Source organism: Corallococcus praedator, assembly GCF_003612125.1.
Lineage (GTDB): Bacteria > Myxococcota > Myxococcia > Myxococcales > Myxococcaceae > Corallococcus > Corallococcus praedator.
The window spans coordinates 1-20,850 of sequence record NZ_RAWI01000084.1; the positions used below are offsets into that span (position 1 = coordinate 1).

Below are 20,850 nucleotides of genomic sequence, written 5' to 3' on the forward strand. Positions count from 1 at the left end.
GCGCTACGGGGTCGCGGTGGGGAGCGTGGTGCTGGCCTTCGTGGCCCAGGAGCTGCTGTCGACGATCACGGTGGGGATGCCCTTCCTCGCCTTCTTCGCCGCGGTGATGTTCTCCGGCTGGCGCGGAGGGTGGGGACCGGGGCTGGTGGCCACGGGGTTGTCGCTGGTCACCGTGGACTACTACTTCCTGACGCCCATCCACACCTGGAAGGTGCGGACCGGCAGCCTCATCGCGCTGGGCCTCTTCCTCGCGCTGTCCCTGTTCGTGACGCTGCTCAACGCGCGCCTGCGCCGGGCCAACATGGAGCGCGCCAGCCTGCTGGAGAGCGAGCGCGCGGCCCGCGCCGCCGCCGAGTACGAGCGCACGCGCCTGCGCGAGCTGTTCATGCACGCGCCCGCGCACCTGGTCATCTTCCGCGGGCCCGACCATGTCTTCGAGCTGTCCAACCCGCTCAACTCCGCGATGCTGGGCAACCCGGACCTGATGGGCAAGCCGGCGCGGGAGGTGGGCCCGAAGGAGGAGGCCGAGCGCATCTCCCGGCTGCTGGACCGCATCTATGCGACGGGCGAACCCTTCCAGGGCAAGGAGATGCCGCTCCACCTGAAGCAGCCGGACGGCTCCGTGCGCGAGTACTTCTTCGACATCACGTACACGCCCACGCATGACACCCAGGGGAAGGTGGACGGCATCGCCGGCTTCGGCTTCGACGTGACGGGCCACGTGCGGGCGCGGGCGCGCGCGGAGCAACTGGCGCGTGAGCTGTCGCACAACGAGGAGCACCTGCGGCTGCTCGCGGGGGCCAGCTCCTTTCTCGCCACGTCGCTGGACTACGAGGCCACGCTGCACAACGTGGTGCGCCTCGTCGTCCCCACCCTGGCGGACTGGTGCATCGTCGACATGGCGATGGAGGACGGCACCTTCATGCGGATGGAGGTGGCGCACGCGAGGACGGAGTCGCAAGCGCACGCGGAGCAGCTGCGGACGCCCGTTCCCGAGGGGCAATGCTACCCATCGATGGGCGCCGGGACCCTGCTGCTCAAGGGCCAGCCCTTCTTCGTGGAGGACGTCACCGATGTGGACCTCAAGCAGCTGACCGATGAGCCACAGCGGATGGAGCTGCTCCAGGCCATGAAGCTGCGCTCCCTGGCGATGGTGCCCCTGGTGGCCCGCGAGCGCACGCTGGGCATCATCAGCTTCGCCACCAGCCACGCGTCCGGCCGGAGCTACCTGAAGGCGGACCTGCCCATCCTCCAGGAGATGGCCAACCGCGCCGCGCTGTCCATGGAGAACGCGCGGTTGTACCGCGAGGCGCGCGAAGCCGTGCGCCTGCGCGACGAGTTCCTGTCCATCGCGAGCCACGAGTTGAAGACGCCGCTCACGCCGCTCAATCTCAAGCTCCAGTCACTGCGGCGGGAGATGGACCGCACGCCGGGCCCGGTGTCGCGCGCGATGGTGGAGAACTACCTGGAGGTGGGCTCGCGGCAGTTGAAGAAGCTGGCGGAGCTGGTGAACGACCTGCTGGACGTGTCGCGCATCGCCTCCGGTCACATGTCGCTGGAGCCCGCACAGGTGGACCTGGCGGAGTTGGTGCGTGACGTGGTGGCCGCCTACGAGGGCCCCGCGGCGCGCACGGGCTCCCCTCTGCGGCTGGAGGGCGTGGACACCGTGACGACGGGGTGGTGGGACCGGCCGCGGCTGGAGCAGGTGGTGGTGAACCTGGTCGACAACGCCATCAAGTACGGACAGGGGCGCCCCATCGACATCCGCGTGGAGGCGAAGGACGGGCGCGCGACGTTGACGGTGCGGGACCAGGGCATCGGCATCGCGGCGGAGTCACTGCCCCGGCTCTTCGGGCGCTTCGAGCGCGCGGTGAGCGAGCGGCACTACGGGGGCCTGGGGCTGGGGCTCTACATCACGCGCACGCTGGTGCATGCCATGGGCGGCACGGTGCGGGTGGAGAGTCAGCTGGGGCAGGGCGCCCTCTTCACCGTGGACCTGCCGTTGCGAGCGGAGTTGCCCGGAGTGGTGCCGGCGCCGCCCTGACTCACGGCTGCGCGCGGGGGCGGGAAAGCTGCGCGTGGGGTTCCCACGGGCCGCTGGAGCCCAGACAGTGCCGGCAGGTGGCCAGGGGCGTGTCGCGCTCCAGGTACGCGAGGAGCCCCGAGAGCAGCTCCGGACTGTCGAGCGGGAGGCCATCCGCCTCCGCGAGCGCGGGCAGGTGCGGGTGCTGCGCGGCGAACACGGTGGCGACGTGGGGCGGGCGGGTGCAGGTGAAGAAGCGGCCCCGGTAGACGAGGTGGCAGCGGTGCTTGAGCCAGCACTTCGCGAAGACGTCCTGGACGTCGGTGTCGGAGTCGAGCGGCGCGTCCGGGGTGATGCGCTGGAAGGCGTCGATGGTCTTCACGGTGAGGTGGACCCCGTGGCGCTCGCAGCGCTCGGTGATGCGCGCGATGGAGCGCTCGGGCAGGGGCGCGGAGGTGTAGACGGACAGGGTCATCCGGTCGAGCCGCTCATAGACGGCGTCGGGGGCGCTCTGGGCGAGGAAGCCGTTGGTGGTGACGGACACCTGTTCGGAGATGCCGGAGGCGCGCACCACGTCGAGCACGGCGGGCAGGTCCGGGTGGAGGAAGGGCTCGCCGCCGGTGAGCTTGAAGACGTTGGGCTTGAGCACGCGCGCGAGCTTGCGCAGGTCCTCACCCAGTGACTCCGGAGCCACGGCCCACGCGGGCAGGTGCGGCGACAGCGGACAGCACTGCACGCAGCGCAGGTTGCAGTGCGTGGTGACGTGCGCCTCCAGGGACCAGGTGAGGACGCGGCTGTCGTGAAGCTCGTAGCGCACGGGGCGCATCCTAGCGCCCGGGCCCGGTTCGGCGCAGGGATGGCGGGTGGGGGGCCAGCCGTGCGTAGAATCGTGGGCTCCGACTCCCATGCGACCCACGAAAACCGCCCCTGGCTTCCTTCGCAGCTACGTGCTGCCCGCCCTCTGGCTCTTTGCCCTTCCGCTCTTCGGCCTGTGGTTCACCGGCCACGCCACGTCCAGTCTCGACGGGAAGGTGCTTGCGTCCATCGAGCAGCAGATTGCCCAGGACACCGGACTCGACGAGCAGGAGCGAGAGTCGACGCTTGCCTTCTTCCGCGCGAATCCGGCCTCGGAGGTCTGCCTCGGCACGGACGAGGGGCTGACGAACTTCCGGAACAACCTCCGGGAGGTGTGCTCGGACGCGCGGCAGTTCGGATGGATGCACAGCCTGGCGCTGGGCCTGCTGGTGCTGGAGCTCGCCACCACCGTGCTGGTCCTGTTGTGTGGCCTGGCCGCGTTCGTCTCGCGGCCGTTCCAGTACGTCAGCTTCGTCGTGGGCTGGAACGTGCTCCGCGTCACCGGGGCACTCCAGGCGATAGGCCAGGGCGGACTGGTCGTGTGGTTGTCCTACTGGGTGACCGCGCTCTGGTTCAATCGCTACTCCCCCAAGCTCATCGGCGTGATGGGGGTGCTGGCCGCGATGGGCATCTTCCTCGTGGTGGTCGGCATCTTCCGCCGTCCGCCCATGGACTTCGAGGTGGAGGCGGAGGTGCTCGACGAGTCGAAGGCACCGGAGCTCTGGGCGCACGTGCGCCGGCTGTGCGCGCGCATCCAGACACCTCCGCCCGACCACATCCTCGCGGGCATCGACGCCAACTTCTTCGTCACCGAGAGCGACGTGCGCGTCGGGGAGCGGACCCTCTCCGGTCGGACGCTCTATGTGAGCCTGTCCCTGCTGCGCCTGCTGGAGCAGTCCGAGGCCGACGCGGTGCTCGCGCACGAGATGGGGCACCTGCTGGGCGGGGACACGGGCCACGGCAAGCGGCTGGCGCCGATGCTCGCGCACTTCGGCCACTACCTGCAGACGCTGCATGACGGCGGGCTGACGCGGCCCATCTACCACTTCATGGTGGCCTATCGCGGGCTCTTCGAGCTGTCGCTGGGACGCAGCCGGCGCGAGAGCGAGCTCGCCGCGGATCGCCTCGCGGCGGGCCTCACCTCGGGTCGGGACATCGCCCGCTCGCTGGTGAAGGTGGGCGCGTACGCGGGCTTTCGTGCGCGCGTGGAGGCGGAGCTCTTCTCCCGCGATGAGCAGCAGCAGTCCGTGGCCATCGCCCAGCGGGTCGCCCTCGGCTTCGCGGACTACGCGCAGTCGGAGGCCGTGCATGGCGACCTGCACGGGACCGTGACACCCCATCCGTTCGACTCCCACCCGCCGCTCTCCGCGCGGCTGGAGAACGTGAATGCGCGGCTCACGCCGTCCGACATGGCGCAGGTGTTGCTAGAGCCCGTGACGTTCTCCTGGGTGAGCACGATGCAGGAGGCGGAGGCCATCGAGGCGCGGCTGTGGGGCGCCTACGAAGCGCGCTTCTCCCAGGCGCACGACCTGGTGCTCGCGTACCGCTACGTGCCCTCCAACGAGGCGGAGCGGCAGCACGTGGAGCGGCACTTCCCGCCGCTGACCTTCGAGGGCAAGGAGGCCGGGCTGGAAGTCCGGCTGGACTTCGCGCAGGTCAGCTACACGGAGTGGGAGGAGCCCGTGCTGCTTGAACAGGTGACGCACGCGAGCAAGGAGGACCGCATGTTCAAGAAGTACCTGGACCTGCAGGTCGCGGGGGCCGGGCGGTCCAAGCAGAAGCGCTCCATCTGCTTGAGCAAGCTGAAGGACCCGGACGCGCTGCTGGGTGCCTTCGCGCACTACCTGGGGCGAAGCAGGACCATGCAGGAGCACCGCGCAAGCTCGCAGCAGGCCGCCTGAGCCCGGGCCTATCGGCGTCCGGCCTCACAGAAAGCCAGCACCTGGGCGAACGGCCACTCGGTCAGGGTGCCGAAGAGCTTGTTCCCGTTGAGCTTCGCCTTGGACAGCGCGGGGCTGCTCAGGCCGCAGAGGAAGCGCGCTGCTTGCCTTGGATGGCCCAGCGCGTCCGGGTGCTTCGCGACGAGCGTCCGGAACGTGGCCGCATCCAGTTGTTCGCGCAGGTCCGGCCGGGGATGCGGCGGCGGCAGCACGCGGGCCACGCCGGTGCGGCAGAACGTGCAGTGTCCGCACGGGGCTGCGCGTTGCTCTCCGAAGTGGGCCACCAGCGCGTTGCTCTGACACCCGTCATGCGTGACGAGCTTGAGCACCTCCCGCACGCGTGACACCTCCTGGGCCTCGCGCTTCTGGAAGCGCTCCTGCAACAGGGCCACGAGCGCTTGCGCGTCCTCGTGTTCTCGCAGCCGGGTGTAGCGCTGGCGAGGTTCGGCCACCTGCGTCTCGGCGTAGCCCTGCTCCTGGAAGTAGTCGAGCGCCTTCACGATGCGGTCGCGCGGCTGCCCCATCGCCTTGGAGATCTCGGCGGGGTCGAACGTGTACCAGGTGCGTCCCTTCTTCGCGTGCGCGAACAGGTCCTTCACGAAGCGCGCGCGCTCGCCCTGGAACTTCCCGATGAGCGCTTCCACCGTGCCCGTGGGCTGCACCTTGTAGCCCGCGTAGAAAGGCGTGCCCTGCTTCAACACACCTTCCAGTTCCAGGTACGTCAGCGCCGTGCGCAGCACCAGGGGGCGCAGGTCATGGCGGGTGCCCAGCGCGTACAGGTCCAGGTGCAATTCGGGCCCGGCGGACAGCAGCTCCGTCACCAGTCCCTCCATCGCCTCCGGTAGCGGCGTGTCCCCGAGCGCGAAGTTCTCCAGCGTGGGCACGTCGTCCGGACACACCAGCAGTTCCACCACCGACGGCTTGCCGTCCCGTCCGGCTCGGCCAATCTCCTGGCTGTAGCTCTCCAGGCCCTTGGGCAGGTTGTAGTGATACACGGCGCGCACGTCCGCCTTGTCGATGCCCATTCCGAACGCGATGGTCGCCACGACGATGCCCTTCGCGGAGTGGGTCCATGCTTCCTGCACCCGCTCGCGGTCCTCCGACTCCAGGCCCGCGTGGTACGCGTCCGCGGGCAGCCCCGCCGCGGACAGGAGCGCCGCGATGCGCTCGGCGGTCTTCTGCAGCGTGACGTAGACGATGGTGGAGCCGGGCGGGCGGGACTTCAGCCGCTCCACCAGCAGCGCGTCACGCGCCTCCAGGCCCGTGGGCGTCGTCTCCAGGGTGAGATTGCCCCGGTAGAAGCCGGTGACGACCGCGCTCTGTTCCGGGATGCCGAAGCCCTCGCAGATGTCGTGCACCACCTGCGGTGTCGCGGTGGCGGTGAGCGCCAGGATGCGCTCGGCGTTCAGCGTCCGCGCCGCCTGCGCGAGCTTGAGGTAGTCCGGCCGGAAGTTGTGGCCCCACTCGGAGACGCAGTGCGCTTCATCCACCGCGAACAGCGAAATTTGAAGTTCGCTCAGCAGGCCCATGAAGCGCTCGTTGTTGAAGCGCTCCGGGGCCACGTAGAGCAGCTTGAGCGTCCCGTCCCGCAGGGCCTCCGTCACCTCGCGTGACTCCTCCAGCGACAGGGACGAGTCCAGCCGCGCCGCGCGGATGCCCTTGCGGCCCAGCGCGTCGATCTGATCCTTCATCAACGCGATGAGCGGCGACACCACCACCGTGAGTCCGTCGAGGAGCAGCGCGGGGAGCTGGTAGCACAGCGACTTGCCACCACCCGTGGGGAACACCGCGAGCGCGGAGCCCTGGGGCTTCAAGAGGGCCGTGAGCACCTCGCGCTGTCCGGGCCGGAAGGACTCCAACCCGAAGCGCTCTCGCAACACGACGTCCACCGCATCCGCCCGCATGTCCCGCCCTCCCCTGTTCCAAGTGAAACCTGATTCCTACCGCGCCACCTGTCCCCACCGCACGACGACGGCTCTGTCGTTGCGTATGCCCGGTTCCTCACCCTCGCTCGTGCGTGCGATGCGAGTGGCACGACGGTTCGGAGACGAGGGCATGTCAGCTCGGCAGCGGGGGATGTGACTCTACATGAGCGCGGCTCCGGCCCTTATGATGCCGCCGTCATGCCGACCCGGACTCCCGCCGCTCCGCCCCCCGGAAGGACGCCCGCGCGAGGCCTGTCCGCCCGGGCGGTGGTCGACCTCTTGTGCCACGCACGCGCGGCCAACACGGTGCTGAAGCCAGGGCTTGAAGTGACGCTGCCCCGGGTGACTCGGGACGCGAGCGTGCAGGACGACGAGGATGCGCTCGCTGCGCGGTTGCTGGCCGCCTGGTCCGACACCGTGCGGGCCCACGTGGAGGCCGGCACGCATGAGGTGAGCTTGAGCGGCGGGGTGGACAGCGCCGCCCTGTGCGCGATGGTCGCGCGCCATGCACCCGGCAAGGTGCGCGCATGGACCATGGATGTGCACTTCGCGGACGCGGTGGAGCGAAGCAATGCGCGTCGGATGGCGAAGGTGACGGGCGCGGAGCTGGTGGACGTGCTCATCCACGACGCGGTGCTGCCGGACCTGTTCGAACAAGCGGTCCTCGCCAACCAGACCGTCATCCTCAACGCCCGCGCCGTGGCGAGCTTCGTGTTCTATCTGGAGGCCCACCGGATGGGCGCGGGCCCTGTCCTCTTGAGCGGCGCGGGCGCGGATGAAGTGCTCCAGGGCGCCCCGGGCGCCATGGCCTCCGCGAAGGCCCGCGTGGACGAGGACCGGGCCCTGGCCCTGGAGATCTTGAGACAGGACGCCCCGGCGGTTGTGGACAACTTGCGGGCGTCGTTCCGCGACGACTCGCGCGATCATGAGACATCCCTCGGAGCCCCCCGGGGGGCTGTGGACAACTCGGGAACGCCCCTGGACGGGACAGGACTTCGCGATCAGAACCCGGGGGCACGCGTTGAGCCACCCGCTGGAGAAACCGGGCCCGTCCCCTCTGGAACCCGGGGTCGCGATCAAACGGCGGGGCCTCGCGACAGACTCCAGCCTGTGGACAACTTGAGGGGTGTTTCCGAGGGCGTGAACAGCGATCACGCTCCGGTCTCCCCCCCTGTGGACAACCTGGGGGCCGTGCTCGCGGCGCTGCCCGCTCCCTGGGATCTGACTCCAGAGGCGTCCTCCGCCTCCCAGGAGCTTCGCTACGCCGAATGGGTGCTGCGGGAGCTCATCCTCCCGCCCGAACTGCGAGGCGCCCGGGCCCAGGGCCTCACCGTCCGCACCCCGTACCTGGACCCGGGCTTCGCGCGCGTAGCGCTCGCGCTGCCGGAGTCCGTGCTGATGCGGGACGGGTTCGGCAAATGGTTGTTCCGGCACGCCGTGCGCTCGCTCGTGCCCGATGAGGTGCGCCTCGCGCGCAAGATGCCCCGGTATGGGCATACGGCGCTCTCCAGTCCGGTGCGGACGCGCTGGCTGGAGCTGTACCGCGCCTGGCTGTCCCCGGAACGCCTGGAGCCCCTCCAGGTCATCGCCCCCCGGGCCGTCTCCAGACTGCTGGAGCGCTACACCCGCCTGTCCCCCGAGGACGCGCAGGCCGGGGTGATGGATCGGTTGTTGATGCGACTCGTGTCCCTGGCCATGCTCCAGGCCCACACCGAGGCGCATCCACCATGTCCCGAGTCCTGATCGCCACCTCGCCCGAGAAGGGCCACCTGAACCCGATGGTCGGGGTGGCCCAATGGCTGCGCCGCCTGGGGCACACCGTCGGCTGGCTGTGCATCCCCGAACCGACGCCGCAACTCGACGGGCTGGGCGTGGAGGTCCTCCACCTGCCCCACCGTGAAGCGCAGCCCCCCGGCATCGAGACCGGAGGCGAAGCGCTGGCGAAGCTGGTGCTGGATGACGTGGCGTTGGGCAAGTGGATCCGAGGCCTGCTGTTGGACGCGGCCCCAGCGCTCCTGGAGCCGGTGCGCGAAGTGGTGCGCGCCTTCCGTCCCGACGTGATGGCACTGGACGGGATGCAGTACGCGGCGGTGCTCGCGGCGCACACGGAAGGCATCCCCTGGGCGGGCGTGTCCTCCGCGCTCACGCTGCTGGAGCCCCGGCCGGAGATTCCCCTGCTGCGCAACGTGCGGGCCCTCAAGGACGACCGGCAGGCCCTGTTCCAACGGCACGGCTTCGACGCGCGTTTCCGCACCTGTGAATGCCTGTCGCCCCGGCTCAACGTCATCTTCGCCACCGAGGCCTTCCTGAGCACGGACGCCGGGGTGCCGCCGAACACGCTGCTCGTCGGACCGTCGATTCCGCCCGACCCTCGTGGCGATGAGGTGCCCTTCCCGTGGGAACGCCTGGGCCACAAGCCCGTGCTCTACGTGTCCTTCGGCAGCCAGATCTCCTATCAGCCGGAGTTGTTCCGAATCATCGCGGAGGCCGCGCAGCCCTTCGGCGTGACGCTGGTGTTGTGCGCGGGCGAGCTGGCCAACACGGACTTCCCAAGCACACTGCCCGGTGACGTGGTGGCGGTGCCGTACACCCCGCAGCGACAGGTGCTGGAGCGCGCGGCCGCGTTCATCTCCCACGGAGGCGCCAACTCCGTGATGGAGGCGATGACGGCGGGCGTGCCGATGCTGCTGCTGCCGGTGTGCAACGACCAGCCCGTGCAGGCGCACTTCCTGGAGAAGTCCGGAGCGGGGCTCGCAAGAGATCCGAAGCACCTCACGGTGGAGACATGCCGGGAGGCCATCGCCCAGCTCCTCGCGCCCGCGTCACCGATGCGCGAGCGGGTGGCGGAGATCTCCCGGTCCTATCGGGCCCACGACGGGGCCAGGACCGCCGCCGAACGCATCGCCGGACTCGTCGCGTGACGTCCATGCGGTGGAGTCCGCGCAGGCATCATCCCCCGGGCATCACACCGCTGGAGGTGTGGAACCTGCCCGTGTCCGGCCGTGAGCTGTGGGAGGTGCTGGGCTCGCCGTGGGTGGAGGAAGACCGGCGCGCGGGAGTCGCGGGAGCCACGCTCACCGCGCGCCTGATGCCGCCGCTGGCCGAGGCGCTCGCATTGCTGGTGAAGCGACACGCTCCGGATGCGGCGTATCTGAGTGGAGGGCTGGCGGAGCTGGACGGCTTCCAGGCCGCGTTGAAGGAAGCCACGGCCACGCTTCCCTGTCCGGTGTACATCGCGCCCACGCCTCGCTTCGCGCCCGTGCACGCGGGCCTGCGCATGTTGGAAGCCCAGGGCTTCAACGCTCCGGTCTGCGTGGACGTAGGCCAGACCAGCATCAAGTGCGCGAGGCTCGGCTCAACGCGTGTCTTCGAGCGGGATCTCACTCACCTGCCCCCCCTGTTCATCGGGCAGCCACGTCCCAAGGACGGCCACCACATCCGGGACACCGTGGCGTTCATCGCGGGCGCGCTGAGCACGTTCCTCATGGAGGACGCACGGACCGCGCCGGACGCGCTGTGCCTCGCATTGCCGTGTCCGCTGAATGAGGACCTGCTGCCGGGAGGCTGCACCTACGGCTTCGAGGGCGCGGCGTCACTCGTGCCGGACATCCTCGCCCGCGCCGGGTTGCCAGACACAGGAGGGCCGGTGTTCGTGCTCAACGACGCGGAGCTGGCGGCCGAAGCCGCGCGGCGCGACCACCGCGTCACGGGACAGCGGGTGCTGTGCATGTCCCTGGGCTTTGGCCCGGGAGGAGCCCTGCTGGACCGGGGGTGACGTGACATGTGGGAGGGGGAGCCTGGTAGCCTGGTCGAAGACCCGTGCCCATGCCCTCCGACAACGACCAGGCCATCCGGTTGGCCGCCTTCAAGGCCCTGGAGGGACTGGTGGAGCAACACGGCGACGTGCTGCCGTGGGATGCCATCCAGGAAGGCTTCATGCTCCATGGCGAGCAGCACCTGTTCGCCAACCGGACGCGCGGCATCTTCTGGCCCCGGCAGATGCAGGAGACCGCGCTGTCCATCAAGACCACCGTGCCGCGCGGCTCACGGGTGGCTCGCTACGACGATGACAACGTGGCCTCGGATGGAGCGTTCCTCTACAAGTTCCAGGGCACGGACGTGGAGGCCCGCGACAACCGCCGGCTCGTGCGCGCGCAGCAACTGGACGCGCCCCTCATCTACTTCTACGGCATCGAGCCCGGCATGTATCAGCCGCTGTGGCCCGTCTACATCTCCGACGTGGATCTCGCCTCGCACTCCTTCCACGTCATGGTGTCCGCGCCCGAGACGGCCCGGCTGCTCCAGCCCCAGCGCTATGCCGCGGACGCGAAGGCGCTGAGCTGGGAGCGTCGCTACACGACGGTGCAGGCCAAGAAGCGTCTGCATCAGGTTGCCTTCCGCCGACACGTCCTGCGCGCCTACGAAGAGCGCTGCGCGGTGTGCGGCTTTCCTCGCACGGAGCTGCTGGATGCAGCCCACATCCTTCCCGACCACGACGTCCGGGGCCACGCGGAGGTCCCCAACGGACTGGCCCTCTGCCGGCTCCACCACGGCGCCTTCGACACGAACCTGATGGGCTTCCGTCCGGACGGCATCATCGAACTGGCGCCCAGCCTGCTCGCCACCCAGGACGGACCGACCCTGGAACACGCGCTGAAGGGCTTCGTCGGCAAGAAGCTCCAGACGCCCCGCTCCGACGAGCTGCGTCCCAAGAAGCTGTATCTGGAAGAGCGCTACGAGCGCTTCCGCAAGGTGGGCTGAAGTCCCCTGCCCGAAGCACCGGGCACATGCATGACCCCGGTCGGATGGAGAGGCCACCTGCCCGAATGGGCAGGTCCCCGTCCTGCCCGGTTCGCCGATGTGGCGCGCCTTCGAGCCTTTTAGCTTCAGGCTCGAAAGGAACACCCCATGTCCACCGACGCCCTCCAATCCCTCTCGCAGTCCATCGCCACCGTCGTCGAGCGCATCGCCCCCTCCCTCGTCCGCGTCGAGGCCCGCCGTCGCCGGGGCGCCAGCGGCATCGTCTGGGATGCCGACGGTCACATCCTCACCACCAGCCACGCCGTCGAACACGAGGGCTCCATCCAGGTGGGCCTCGCGGACGGTCGCTCGGTCTCCGCCGAGCTCGTCGGCCGCGACCCGAGCACCGACCTCGCCCTGCTCAAGGCCGACGTCACCGGCCTCACCGCGCTCGCGCCCTCGCCGCTCGATGGCGTGAAGGTCGGCAACGTGGTGCTGGCCCTCGGTCGGCCGGGGCGCACCGCCCGGGCGACGCTGGGCATCGTCAGCGCGTTCGGCGGTGACTGGCGCACGCACGCCGGCGGCCAGGTGGACCGCTACCTGGAGACGGACGCCGACCTGCCCCCCGGCTTCTCCGGTGGCGCGCTGGTGGACGCGCAGGGGCGCTTCCTCGGCATCCCCACGGCGGCCTTCTCCCGCACCGCCGCGGTCATCATTCCCGGCGACACGCTGACGCGCGTGGCGAACTCGCTGCGCGAGCATGGCGGCATCCGTCGCGGCTACCTGGGCGTGGGCGCCTACCCGGTGCGCCTGCCCCGTGAAATCGACGGCACCAAGGCGGGGCTCATCCTGCTCTCGGTGGATCCGGAGGGCCCCGCCCAGAAGGCCGGCCTGCTGCTGGGCGATGTGCTGGTGAGCCTGGGCGGCCAGTCACTCCACGGCGTGGAGGACCTGCTGGGCTACCTGGGCGACGAGAAGGTGGGCACCTCCATCCAGGCGAAGGTGCTGCGCGCGGGGGAGCTGCGCGAGGTGCCCGTCACCGTGGGCAAGCGTTCATGAAAGGAGCCGGCCATGAAACTGTTGCAGCAGCTCTCCGATGACCTGGAGTCGCTCGTCGCTGGCGCCGCGCCAGCGGTGGTGGGCGTGGAGCACGCACGCGGCCACGGCACCGGCCTGTTCCTCACGCCGGACGGCTACGTGCTCACCAACCGGCACGTGGTGATGCGCACGCCCAAGCGACTCGTCGTGCAGCTCAACAACGGCGAGGAGCGCCGGGCCACGCTGGTGGGCGGAGATGCCCCCACCGACCTCGCCGTGGTGCGCGCGGAGGGCGACGACTTCCCCACGCTGCCGCTCGCGGATCCGGAGACGGTGAAGGTGGGCCAGCTCGTGATGGCCATTGGCAATCCCTTCCGCTTGGAGCAGTCGGTGTCCCTGGGCGTGGTGAGCGCCATCAACCGCTCCATCACCCTGCCCGACGGCGTCATCCTGGAGGGGATGCTCCAGACGGACGCGGCCATCAACCCGGGCAACTCCGGCGGGCCGCTGCTGGACACGCGCGGACGCGTGGTGGGGCTCAACACGCTGGTGCTGCCGTATGCGCAGGGCATCGGCTTCGCGGTGAGCGCGACCACGGCGGCCTGGGTGGCGAGCCTGCTCATCCAGCGCGGCCGGGTGGACCGGAAGTTCCTGGGCATCGCCGCCGCGGCGGTGAACCTGGAGCCCGCGCTCGCTCGCGACACGGGTCAGCCCCGGGCCGTGCGAGTGCTGAAGGTGCAGGAGGGCACGCCGGCCGACGACGCCGGACTCCAGCCTGACGACCTGCTGCTCGGCATCAACAGCCGGCCCGTCAACAGCGTGGACGACCTGCAACGGCTGATGGCGCTCGCCAACGACGAAGAGGTGCACCTGGACGTGCTGCGCAAGGGCCGCCGCAAGGGCGTCTCCGCCCGCGCACGCAAGCGCGTCGAACCCGTGGCGGCATGAACCGACCCTGGGGGCTCACGGCCACGTCAGCATCAGCCCGATTCCATCCGGAGCGGGCACCAGCCGCGCCGTGAGCTCCCCATTCAGTCGCGCGTTGAGGAACGTCAGTACGCCGTCGAACACCAGCAGGAACCCACCCTGCACCAGCAGGCTCTTGCCCCATCCCCGCAGGCGCGCCGAGTCCTTGCGCGCTCCGCGCTCCCACAGGAAGCCGCCGAACGCGAGGTAGCCCACGTCCAGGCCCGCGTTGAAGAGCAGCAGCTTCTCCATGCGCTGCCCTTCGGAGAGGCTGCGCGCCAGGTCCCACGAGCCCGGGTCCGCGGTCACCTGCCCGTGATAGCCGAGCGCCGCGATGGTCAGGTTGACCACGTTCCAGGCCGCGTTCGCCTGGAAGAAGGCCCGCGTCTCTCCCTCGCTCGCGAAGTGCCCCGCCACGCCCGTGCCGATGTTCAGCACGGCCCAGCCGAACAGGATGCCCATCGCCACGCGGTTCACCCGCACCGCTTCGGCGTTGTGCTCCGCGAGCCAGGCCTTCCCGTCAGGAAGGGGCGCGGCGGCCTCCTGCCCCTGCGCCACCCACGGCATCGCGAAGAACAACAGCACCAGGACACAGCAGGAGCGCACGAGGCGGGCGGAAGCCATCGCGCCACTCTAGGGAGCCATCCCCTGGCGTCACGCTCGCGCGGGCCGCCCCGTGCACCGGTCAACGCTACCGGTCGCCGTCGTCGCTGAGCGGCGGTGCTTCGCGCGCGGGCTCCGTGCCCTTCTGCGCGCCGTAGCCGCCAATGCCTTTCTGGAGGATGCGGTCTTCACCCACGTCCTCGTCCGTCACGTCGCCCCGTTCGGTGCCCGGGCGCTGGTGTCTGGCTTCGCGCTCCAGTTCTTCGGCGCTCTGCGTGTCCGTGCGCTCGGTGCCCTTCACCGGCGTGCCCTTGTTGCTGGCCATGATGACGTCTCCTGTCCGGGAGTCGTGCTCCCCCCAGAAGGTCCGGCGCCTGTTGCCCTCCGACAAGCTCACCCCCCATCGTCCATCCGACACACTGGAAGCCGGGCCGGCACGGTGGCCACCCACCGCACGCAGCACCGGCTGGCGCATCCGGCACGGCGTCGCGGACCGAGCTAGCATCACCGTCTGCCCTGCCTTCCGGAGCCCATCCCATGAACGACCCGGCACATTCCCACGCGGATGCCGTCCCCGCCGGCTGTCCCTTCAAGGCTCACGGCGCACGCCCCGACACCCGCGTGCCCGGGCCCGTCTACCGCAAGCCCTTCTGGAAGCCGCGCCTGGCGGAGGTTCGCCGGGAGATCGCCTCCCTGGACGCACGGCGGGACTGCCAGCGCATCGTGCACCTGCTGACCAACTACGAGTTCCCGTTCGACGTCCAGCGGGCCACCGAGGTCGCGCTCTTCCACACCTACGGCAGCCGCTCCGTCTCCACCCTGTTGGACCGCACCAGCGAGTTCAGCAAGCGCGGCCAGAAGCGCTACGACGACACGCGGCTGCTCATCGCGCAGTTCATGGAGTGCGGCTGGGACGTGGAGGCCGGGCGCCGCTCCCTGGAGCAGATGAATCACATCCATTCCTTCTTCCGCATCCCGAACGAGGACTTCCTCTTCGTGCTGTGGACCTTCATCGAATTCCCCATCCAGTGGATGGATGACTTCGGCTGGCGCCCCTTCACCGCCCACGAGCGCGAAGCCTGGTTCCATTACTGGTGTGAGATTGGCCGCCGCATGGGCCTCAAGGACATCCCGCCGGACCGAGCCGCCTTCGACGCCTACGTCCGCGACTACGAGGCGCGCGAGTTCGTGCCCAGCGAGGCCAGCCACCGCGTAGCGCAGGCCACCGTGGACATCCTGGCCGGCTGGGTGCCGCGCCCCCTGCGCCCGCTGGTGCCCCCCATCAGCCTGGGCCTCGTGCCCCCGCGCCTGCTGCCCGCCATCCAGTTCGACGCTCCGCCCTCCTGGGTGAAGGGCCTGACACGCGCGGCCCTCAAGGTGCGCAAGCACGTCAAACGCTACGTGTCGCTGGAGCGCTACCCGACCCCCATCGAGGGCAGCCTCAACCGCACCTATCCCGGCAACGCCTACCGCATCGAGCACCTGGGCCCGGACTACGCCCACCGGGACGCGAAATGAAGAAGGCCCGCGTCCCCCGAAAGGGACACGGGCCTCATTCACGTCACGGAAGCGGGACGGCTCAGCTCTTGTACTTCACCGAGCAGCCGTACGGCTCGGAGGTCGCCGTCGGGACCTGCTGGCCGGTGAGGACCGCGTCCACGGCGGTCTTCACGTAGTTGGTCGTCGCGCCCTTGCCGCGCGCGTCGTCGTCGATGGCGCCCGCGTAGCGCACCACGCCCTGGCCGTCGATGACGTACATGTGCGGCGTCGTCTTGGCCGCGTAGCTCTTGCCCACCTTGCCATCCGTGTCGATGAGCACCGGCTGCGTGAAGCCTTCCTTCTTCTTCCAGTCCGCCGCGAACTTCGCGTTGTGCGACGCGGTGGAGTCCACCGTCAGCCACACCACCTTCTTCGCATCGAAGCCCTTCTGCGTGGTCTGCATCGTCTTCGCCTCGTAGTGCCGCTTCACGAACGGGCACTCCGAGTTCGTCCACTCCAGCACCACGACCTTGCCCTTGTAGTCCGCCAGGTTGTGCGTCTTGCCAGCCTCGTCCTTGAGCGTGAACGCCGGAGCGGGCTTGCCCACCTCCGCGGTGTCGGCGGCCAGGACGGGAGCCCCGACGAAAGCCACGGTGAGCGCGACTGCCTTGAAGAACGGATTCATGACGGAACCTCCAGAGAGTTGAACGCTGCGCATCAACACCACTGCCACCACTTCCATCCCAGACACCCGGAAACTCAGGGCCGGGCGCACACCACCGAGCCGGCCTTCAACGGCGACTCGCAGCCATCCGCGCGCTGCACCGCCTGGATGACGCTGTCGGCGGTGAGCAACTCATTGAGAACCTCCGGCTTGTCCGGCGAGCCCGGGCTCAGCACCAGGTACATGGGCACGCCCGCGCGGCCGTGCGCCGCCAGCTTCGTGGTGATGCGCGCATCCCGGCGCGTCCAGTCCGCCACGAAGAAGGCCACGTTGTGCTTCATGAACGCCTGCCGCACGTCCTCGCGCGACAGCACGGTGCGCTCGTTGAACTTGCACGTCAGGCACCAGTCCGCCGTGAAGTCCACGAACACCGGCTGCCCCGCCGCCAGCGCCGCGGACACCGCCGCCTCGTCCCACGGCTGCGAGCCGCCATGCGACGACGCCGTCGCGCCGCGCGCCTCCACCGACGCCTGCGCCTCCTCGAAGCGCAGCGCCACCGTGCCCGCGCCCACCAGCGTCAGCACCGCGAGCCCCACCGTCACGCCCCGGCGTCCGCCCTCCAGCCCCTGCGACTGGCCATACAGCCACGTGCCCAGGCCCACCGCGATGAGGAACGCGAGCAGCCGCCACATCCCATCCACGCCCGCGAGCCCGCCCATCACCCACACCAGCCACGCGGTGGTGCCGAGCAGCGCGAAGCCCAGGAACTGCTTGCCGCGCTCCATCCACATGCCCGGCTTCGGCAGCCGCTTCGTCAGCCCCGGCACCAGCACCAGCACGCAGAAGGGCAGCGCCAGCCCCAACCCCAGCGCCAAGAACACCGCCACCACCGTGGCCGCGCCCGCCGCGAAGGCGAAGCCCACCGCCGTGCCCAACAGCGGCGCCGAACACGGCGTGGCCAGCACCACCGCGAGGACGCCCTCGCCCGCGCTGCGCATCAGGCCGTGGCTCTGGTCCACCTTGCCCGCCAGCGCCGTGCCGTCCGCGCCCAGCGTGTAGACCCCGAAGAGGTTCAGCGCGAACGCCACCAGGATGGCGCTCACCGCCGCGACGAACAGCGGCTCCTGGAACTGGAAGCCCCAGCCCACGCTCGTGCCGCCCGCGCGCACCGCCAGCACCGCGCCCGCCAGCAGCATCATCGTCGCCAGGATGCCGCCCGCGTACGCCGCCGCGTGCGGCGCCACCTTGCCCTTCTCCTCCTGCACCATCCGCGTGAAGCCGTACGCCTTGAGCGCCAGCACCGGGAACACGCACGGCATCAGGTTGAGCAGCGCGCCGCCCAGGAACGCGAACACCAGCGCGAGCCCCAAGCCCATCGGAGACTCCGCCGCGACCGGGGCACTGGCCGCGACCGCCGGCGCCACCTTGCCCGCCGCGTCCTTCACCGACGGCAGCTTCAACGGCGCGGGGCCCGCCGCCACCGCTCCGTCCGCCACCACCGGCGCGAGCGGCGCGTCCACGTCCACCGCCGTGAAGCCCGTGGCCTGCGTCCCCAGGCGCAGCGCGCCCGTGAGCCGGGGCTCGCCCTTGGGCACCACCGGGGACGCCTTGCCCTCCAGCGCGAAGCGGCCCGCGCCCGAGGGCTTCAGCGCCACCACATCCACGCCCGCGATGCGGCCGGGTACGAAGAAGTCACCCTCCACGTTGCCCGCGAACGGCTTGCCGTCCGCCGTCGTCACGGTGAGCGTGCCGGTGAAGGGCTTGCCCGCGGTGAGCGTCGCGCCCTCCAGCGCCAGGGCCACGCGCGGCGCGCCCTTCGCGCCCGGAGCCGCCGGCACCTGGGCCTGCGCGGCGTCGAACAGCGGCGCGAACTCCGCGTCCGTCACCGTCTCCGGGCCCACCGGCAACGTGCGCGACAGCACCAGCTGCGCGGGGATGCAGTGCACCTTGCACGCGAGCGCGTCCACCGCCGTGGACACCGTCAGCGTGCCGGTGGCGGACTCGGACACGTGCGCCGGGGCGAACAGCAGCACCTCGTCGTGGTAGCCGTGCGTGGTGATGAAGCCGTCCGGCGTGCGGAAGGTCTGCGGGAACGGCCAGCGCAGGTCGCCCACCTGGACGCCCGGCGCATCCCACGACACCTCCGTGGCCAGCCCCGAGTCCCCGGGGTTCTTCCAGTAGACGTGCCAGTCCGGGTCCAGCTTGAGGCGCACGCCCACGCGCAGGTCGCCGCCCGCCTTCACCTGGGTGGCGTCCAGCAGCAGCGCGCCTTCCAGACGCGGGTCGCCCTCGTCGGGCGCGGTGCTGCCCACGGCGGTGGCCGGCAGCGCGGCCTGCGCCACGGCCCCCAGCAGCAACATCGCCACCGCGCCCAGCCCACCGAGCCGGCTTCCAGACTTCTTGCGCCACGGATGCGTCATGCGACTCCCGTTAATCCACCTGGGAACGCCGTGCTACCTGGGATGCGTCCCCTGAGGGTCCAATCAACCTTCCAGGCAGCCGGGCATTCCGCACACCCGCACGCCGGGCGTGGCGGGAGCCCACCTCGGGTCCCGTCGCACTCAGGTACGCCCCAGGGGACGGGAGGTTACGGCTTCTCGTCCGTCTTCCAGGGGAGGATGGCCGCGCCGTTCCCCGCGGGGAGGGCGCCCCCGTTGGCCGCCACCGGCAGGGCCGGCCCGATGCGGCTCATGGTGATGCGGGACACCTCCGACTGGGCCCTGCGCACCCCCAGCGCGGACGGCTGGGCCGCCCGGCGCTCCACCGCCCGGCGCAGGTCCGCCAGCCGGTCCACGTGCCGCTGCGCGGGGACGTCCGCCGCGCCCAGCCGGGCCAGCTTGTAGAGCCCCTTGTCCGCACCTTCGAGCGCCCGCTCGGCCGCTTCCTGCTGCCGCCGGGACAGGGCCTTCCACGCGGCGGCCTCGAAGGACACCAGCTCCAGCTCCGCGGACACGGCGCGCACGAAGCGGCCCTCTTCACTGTCCGGCAACAGGCGCGTCACCGGCACGGACATCCGCCGGGTGTCGTTGTGCTCCGTGTACGAGGCGGTGACGGTGAGGTTCCACTCGCCCTTCTCCAGCACGCCCGCGAAGAGGACCCGGCGCGCGAACGCGTGGGACACCGCGCCCAGCGACGCGCTCATCGCGTCGCCTTCCACCCGTGACGGGTAGCGGTGACGGCAGCGCAGGTCCGCGAAGCCGGTGGGCAGCACGTACACGCGCGCGTCCGACACCACCTCGCCGAACAGCTCCGCGCCCAGCGCGCCCACCGCCAGCGGCAGCCCTTCCGCGTCGTCCACGTGCGTGAAGCCCGTGCCGGACGGCCCCGTGAGGGCCTCCAGGATTTCCGGCAGGTAGTGCCGGCCCAGCCCCAGCGCGTGCAGCGCCACGCCGGAGTCCGTCACCCGCGTGCCCAGCACCTTGAACTCACCCAGCGCGGTGGGGCCCACGGAGGGCTCGCCGTCGGTGAGCATCAGGAGCTGCGGGCGGGCGCCCGGCACCAGCACGCGCCGCACCGCCTCCGCGCCGCGCTCCACGGCCTCGTGCAGCGCGGTGCCCTCGCCGGACTCCAGGCGGGACAGCGTCTTCAGGAAGGCCGCCTTCGCGCCCGCGTCCATCGCACGCACGGGCAGCACCTGCTCCGCGTCCGCGTCGAAGGTGAGCAGCCCCACGTAGTCGCGGGGGCCCGCGCGCTCCACCAACGCGCGCGCCGCCTCCACCGCCGCCGCCAGCGGCGCGCCCCGCATGGACGCGCTGCGGTCGATGACCAGGTTCACCGCCACCGGGGCCCGAGGCGTCTCCGCTTCAGCCTCCAGCGTCACGAGCAGCAGCACTTCGCGGCCGCCTTCCGCGTCGCGCTCCACTGCCCAGGCCGTCTGCTTCATCCGCACTCCCGCATGGTGGATGGGGCCATCCTGCCGCGAATCCGTCGCGAAGACTCCCCCTGGCCCCGGACGCCCCTGGCTCTGGCCCGCGTCCGTCCCGGAAGTCCTGCCGCTGGCAGACAGGATGTCGGGTTTCCGGTCGTGAAAGCAACGGAGGCGATCAACGCGCGAGGGCCCACCCACGGCGACCCAGGACGTCCTGCGTCACCCACGGTTCCGCAGAACCGTTCAGCGCTTTACGGATTTACTTCCGGAGCGGTCGAAGAAAGTCGGCCCACCAACCCTGGCCCGGGGGCTCGACCCTTCCAGACGAAGGGGAGCGCCGCGTCCAGCGCACTGCATCAACGCCCGGGAGTGCAAGCTCCCCGACTTCCAAACGAATGCCCCCGCGCAATCCACCGGCCGCGGGGGCCCCGGCTCACTCCACCACGTCCCAGCCGCCCCAGGCCTCTTCGTCCAGGTGGCCCCAGCGCTGGCCGTCCACGGGCTGCAGGGGCACCACGGCCTGACCGTCATCGCCCGTGTAAAGGTAGTCCCGCCCCTCATCCAGGTACGTGCTGTCGTCGTGGCTCATGTCCGGCTCCTTGGCGCTCCGTTCACGGGGTGTACGGCCTGGATGGCTCGCATCCCCTTGGACGCCCTGCGTCGGTCACCGGGCCCGCCCCATGCGGGTCCCTTTACAAGCACTGCTTGACCGATTTACGAACATGTTGGGAGTTCGCTCCGGCTTTGTA

General features: G+C 70.5%; 17 protein-coding genes. 9 read left to right on the top strand and 8 right to left on the bottom strand.

Annotation, left to right across the window (positions count from 1 at the left end):
- Nucleotides 1-2,044: sensor histidine kinase (locus D7Y13_RS13730; protein WP_120630692.1), on the top strand; the 2,044-nt coding region annotated here is incomplete at its 5' end.
- Nucleotide 2,045: 1 nt separating this feature from the next.
- Here the strand turns inward: D7Y13_RS13730 and D7Y13_RS13735 are convergent.
- Nucleotides 2,046-2,849, bottom strand: coding sequence for a radical SAM protein (locus tag D7Y13_RS13735; protein WP_233595989.1), 804 nt, complete (start codon nt 2,847-2,849; stop codon nt 2,046-2,048).
- Between the two features lie 79 nt (nt 2,850-2,928).
- Between D7Y13_RS13735 and D7Y13_RS13740 the strand changes: the two genes are divergently transcribed.
- Complete coding sequence (locus D7Y13_RS13740) at nt 2,929-4,779, top strand: M48 family metallopeptidase (RefSeq protein WP_120585917.1); 1,851 nt, start codon at nt 2,929-2,931, stop codon at nt 4,777-4,779.
- Between the two features lie 8 nt (nt 4,780-4,787).
- On the opposite strand, the gene D7Y13_RS13745 is transcribed toward D7Y13_RS13740, so the two are convergent.
- Complete coding sequence (locus D7Y13_RS13745; protein ID WP_120585916.1) at nt 4,788-6,722, bottom strand: RecQ family ATP-dependent DNA helicase; 1,935 nt, start codon at nt 6,720-6,722, stop codon at nt 4,788-4,790.
- A 219-nt stretch (nt 6,723-6,941) separates the two neighbouring features.
- Here D7Y13_RS13745 and D7Y13_RS13750 point away from each other — a divergent pair, with 219 nt between their 5' ends.
- The 6 genes from D7Y13_RS13750 to D7Y13_RS13775 all read left to right on the top strand — a co-directional run bounded on the left by D7Y13_RS13750 (nt 6,942) and on the right by D7Y13_RS13775 (nt 13,469).
- Complete coding sequence (locus tag D7Y13_RS13750; protein ID WP_120584726.1) at nt 6,942-8,486, top strand: asparagine synthase-related protein; 1,545 nt, start codon at nt 6,942-6,944, stop codon at nt 8,484-8,486.
- On the top strand, nt 8,471-9,664 hold the full coding sequence (locus D7Y13_RS13755; RefSeq protein WP_120536582.1) for a glycosyltransferase: 1,194 nt from the start codon (nt 8,471-8,473) through the stop codon (nt 9,662-9,664). Before D7Y13_RS13750 ends, D7Y13_RS13755 begins: the two co-directional genes overlap by 16 nt.
- 5 nt (nt 9,665-9,669) lie before the next feature.
- Nucleotides 9,670-10,518 carry an ROK family protein gene (locus D7Y13_RS13760; protein ID WP_120584727.1) on the top strand — a complete coding sequence of 283 codons (849 nt, stop codon included), beginning with the start codon at nt 9,670-9,672 and terminating at the stop codon, nt 10,516-10,518.
- A 50-nt stretch (nt 10,519-10,568) separates the two neighbouring features.
- Nucleotides 10,569-11,504, top strand: coding sequence for an HNH endonuclease (locus D7Y13_RS13765; protein ID WP_120584725.1), 936 nt, complete (start codon nt 10,569-10,571; stop codon nt 11,502-11,504).
- A 147-nt stretch (nt 11,505-11,651) separates the two neighbouring features.
- A complete protein-coding gene (locus D7Y13_RS13770) occupies nt 11,652-12,542 on the top strand; it encodes a S1C family serine protease (protein WP_120536580.1) in 891 nt (296 codons plus the stop codon).
- A 12-nt stretch (nt 12,543-12,554) separates the two neighbouring features.
- Nucleotides 12,555-13,469: a S1C family serine protease gene (locus D7Y13_RS13775; protein WP_120536579.1), complete on the top strand. Its 915-nt coding sequence runs from the start codon at nt 12,555-12,557 to the stop codon at nt 13,467-13,469.
- A 15-nt stretch (nt 13,470-13,484) separates the two neighbouring features.
- Here D7Y13_RS13775 and D7Y13_RS13780 read toward each other — a convergent pair whose 3' ends face one another.
- Both D7Y13_RS13780 and D7Y13_RS13785 read right to left on the bottom strand, forming a co-directional pair.
- Complete coding sequence (locus tag D7Y13_RS13780; protein ID WP_120584724.1) at nt 13,485-14,111, bottom strand: DUF6992 family protein; 627 nt, start codon at nt 14,109-14,111, stop codon at nt 13,485-13,487.
- Nucleotides 14,112-14,178: 67 nt separating this feature from the next.
- Entirely contained in the window at nt 14,179-14,415 is a 237-nt protein-coding gene (locus tag D7Y13_RS13785) for a hypothetical protein (protein WP_120536577.1), read from the bottom strand.
- Nucleotides 14,416-14,627: 212 nt separating this feature from the next.
- On the opposite strand from D7Y13_RS13785, the gene D7Y13_RS13790 reads away from it, so the two are divergent.
- A complete protein-coding gene (locus tag D7Y13_RS13790; RefSeq protein ID WP_120584723.1) occupies nt 14,628-15,608 on the top strand; it encodes an oxygenase MpaB family protein in 981 nt (326 codons plus the stop codon).
- A gap of 61 nt (nt 15,609-15,669) precedes the next feature.
- Here the strand turns inward: D7Y13_RS13790 and D7Y13_RS13795 are convergent, their stop codons facing one another.
- The 4 genes from D7Y13_RS13795 to D7Y13_RS45710 all read right to left on the bottom strand — a co-directional run bounded on the left by D7Y13_RS13795 (nt 15,670) and on the right by D7Y13_RS45710 (nt 20,690).
- Nucleotides 15,670-16,254, bottom strand: coding sequence for a redoxin domain-containing protein (locus D7Y13_RS13795; RefSeq protein ID WP_120536575.1), 585 nt, complete (start codon nt 16,252-16,254; stop codon nt 15,670-15,672).
- A gap of 74 nt (nt 16,255-16,328) precedes the next feature.
- Nucleotides 16,329-18,653: a protein-disulfide reductase DsbD family protein gene (locus D7Y13_RS13800; protein WP_120630693.1), complete on the bottom strand. Its 2,325-nt coding sequence runs from the start codon at nt 18,651-18,653 to the stop codon at nt 16,329-16,331.
- A gap of 167 nt (nt 18,654-18,820) precedes the next feature.
- Nucleotides 18,821-20,116 (bottom strand): vWA domain-containing protein, encoded by a 1,296-nt coding sequence (locus D7Y13_RS13805; RefSeq protein WP_120537010.1) that lies wholly within the window; start codon nt 20,114-20,116, stop codon nt 18,821-18,823.
- Nucleotides 20,117-20,534: 418 nt separating this feature from the next.
- Nucleotides 20,535-20,690 (bottom strand): hypothetical protein, encoded by a 156-nt coding sequence (locus D7Y13_RS45710; RefSeq protein ID WP_158620426.1) that lies wholly within the window; start codon nt 20,688-20,690, stop codon nt 20,535-20,537.
- Nucleotides 20,691-20,850 lie beyond the last annotated feature (160 nt).

What these genes read in the sequence shown, in the direction of transcription:
- D7Y13_RS13735 (WP_233595989.1), bottom strand. Translation starts at nt 2,849, where the DNA reads ATGCGCCCCGTGCGCTACGAGCTTCACGACAGCCGCGTCCTCACCTGG.
- D7Y13_RS13740 (WP_120585917.1), top strand. Translation starts at nt 2,929, where the DNA reads ATGCGACCCACGAAAACCGCCCCTGGCTTCCTTCGCAGCTACGTGCTG.
- D7Y13_RS13745 (WP_120585916.1), bottom strand. Translation starts at nt 6,722, where the DNA reads ATGCGGGCGGATGCGGTGGACGTCGTGTTGCGAGAGCGCTTCGGGTTG.
- D7Y13_RS13750 (WP_120584726.1), top strand. Translation starts at nt 6,942, where the DNA reads ATGCCGACCCGGACTCCCGCCGCTCCGCCCCCCGGAAGGACGCCCGCG.
- D7Y13_RS13755 (WP_120536582.1), top strand. Translation starts at nt 8,471, where the DNA reads ATGTCCCGAGTCCTGATCGCCACCTCGCCCGAGAAGGGCCACCTGAAC.
- D7Y13_RS13760 (WP_120584727.1), top strand. Translation starts at nt 9,670, where the DNA reads ATGCGGTGGAGTCCGCGCAGGCATCATCCCCCGGGCATCACACCGCTG.
- D7Y13_RS13765 (WP_120584725.1), top strand. Translation starts at nt 10,569, where the DNA reads ATGCCCTCCGACAACGACCAGGCCATCCGGTTGGCCGCCTTCAAGGCC.
- D7Y13_RS13770 (WP_120536580.1), top strand. Translation starts at nt 11,652, where the DNA reads ATGTCCACCGACGCCCTCCAATCCCTCTCGCAGTCCATCGCCACCGTC.
- D7Y13_RS13775 (WP_120536579.1), top strand. Translation starts at nt 12,555, where the DNA reads ATGAAACTGTTGCAGCAGCTCTCCGATGACCTGGAGTCGCTCGTCGCT.
- D7Y13_RS13780 (WP_120584724.1), bottom strand. Translation starts at nt 14,111, where the DNA reads ATGGCTTCCGCCCGCCTCGTGCGCTCCTGCTGTGTCCTGGTGCTGTTG.
- D7Y13_RS13785 (WP_120536577.1), bottom strand. Translation starts at nt 14,415, where the DNA reads ATGGCCAGCAACAAGGGCACGCCGGTGAAGGGCACCGAGCGCACGGAC.
- D7Y13_RS13790 (WP_120584723.1), top strand. Translation starts at nt 14,628, where the DNA reads ATGAACGACCCGGCACATTCCCACGCGGATGCCGTCCCCGCCGGCTGT.
- D7Y13_RS13795 (WP_120536575.1), bottom strand. Translation starts at nt 16,254, where the DNA reads ATGAATCCGTTCTTCAAGGCAGTCGCGCTCACCGTGGCTTTCGTCGGG.
- D7Y13_RS13800 (WP_120630693.1), bottom strand. Translation starts at nt 18,653, where the DNA reads ATGACGCATCCGTGGCGCAAGAAGTCTGGAAGCCGGCTCGGTGGGCTG.
- D7Y13_RS13805 (WP_120537010.1), bottom strand. Translation starts at nt 20,116, where the DNA reads ATGAAGCAGACGGCCTGGGCAGTGGAGCGCGACGCGGAAGGCGGCCGC.
- D7Y13_RS45710 (WP_158620426.1), bottom strand. Translation starts at nt 20,690, where the DNA reads ATGAGCCACGACGACAGCACGTACCTGGATGAGGGGCGGGACTACCTT.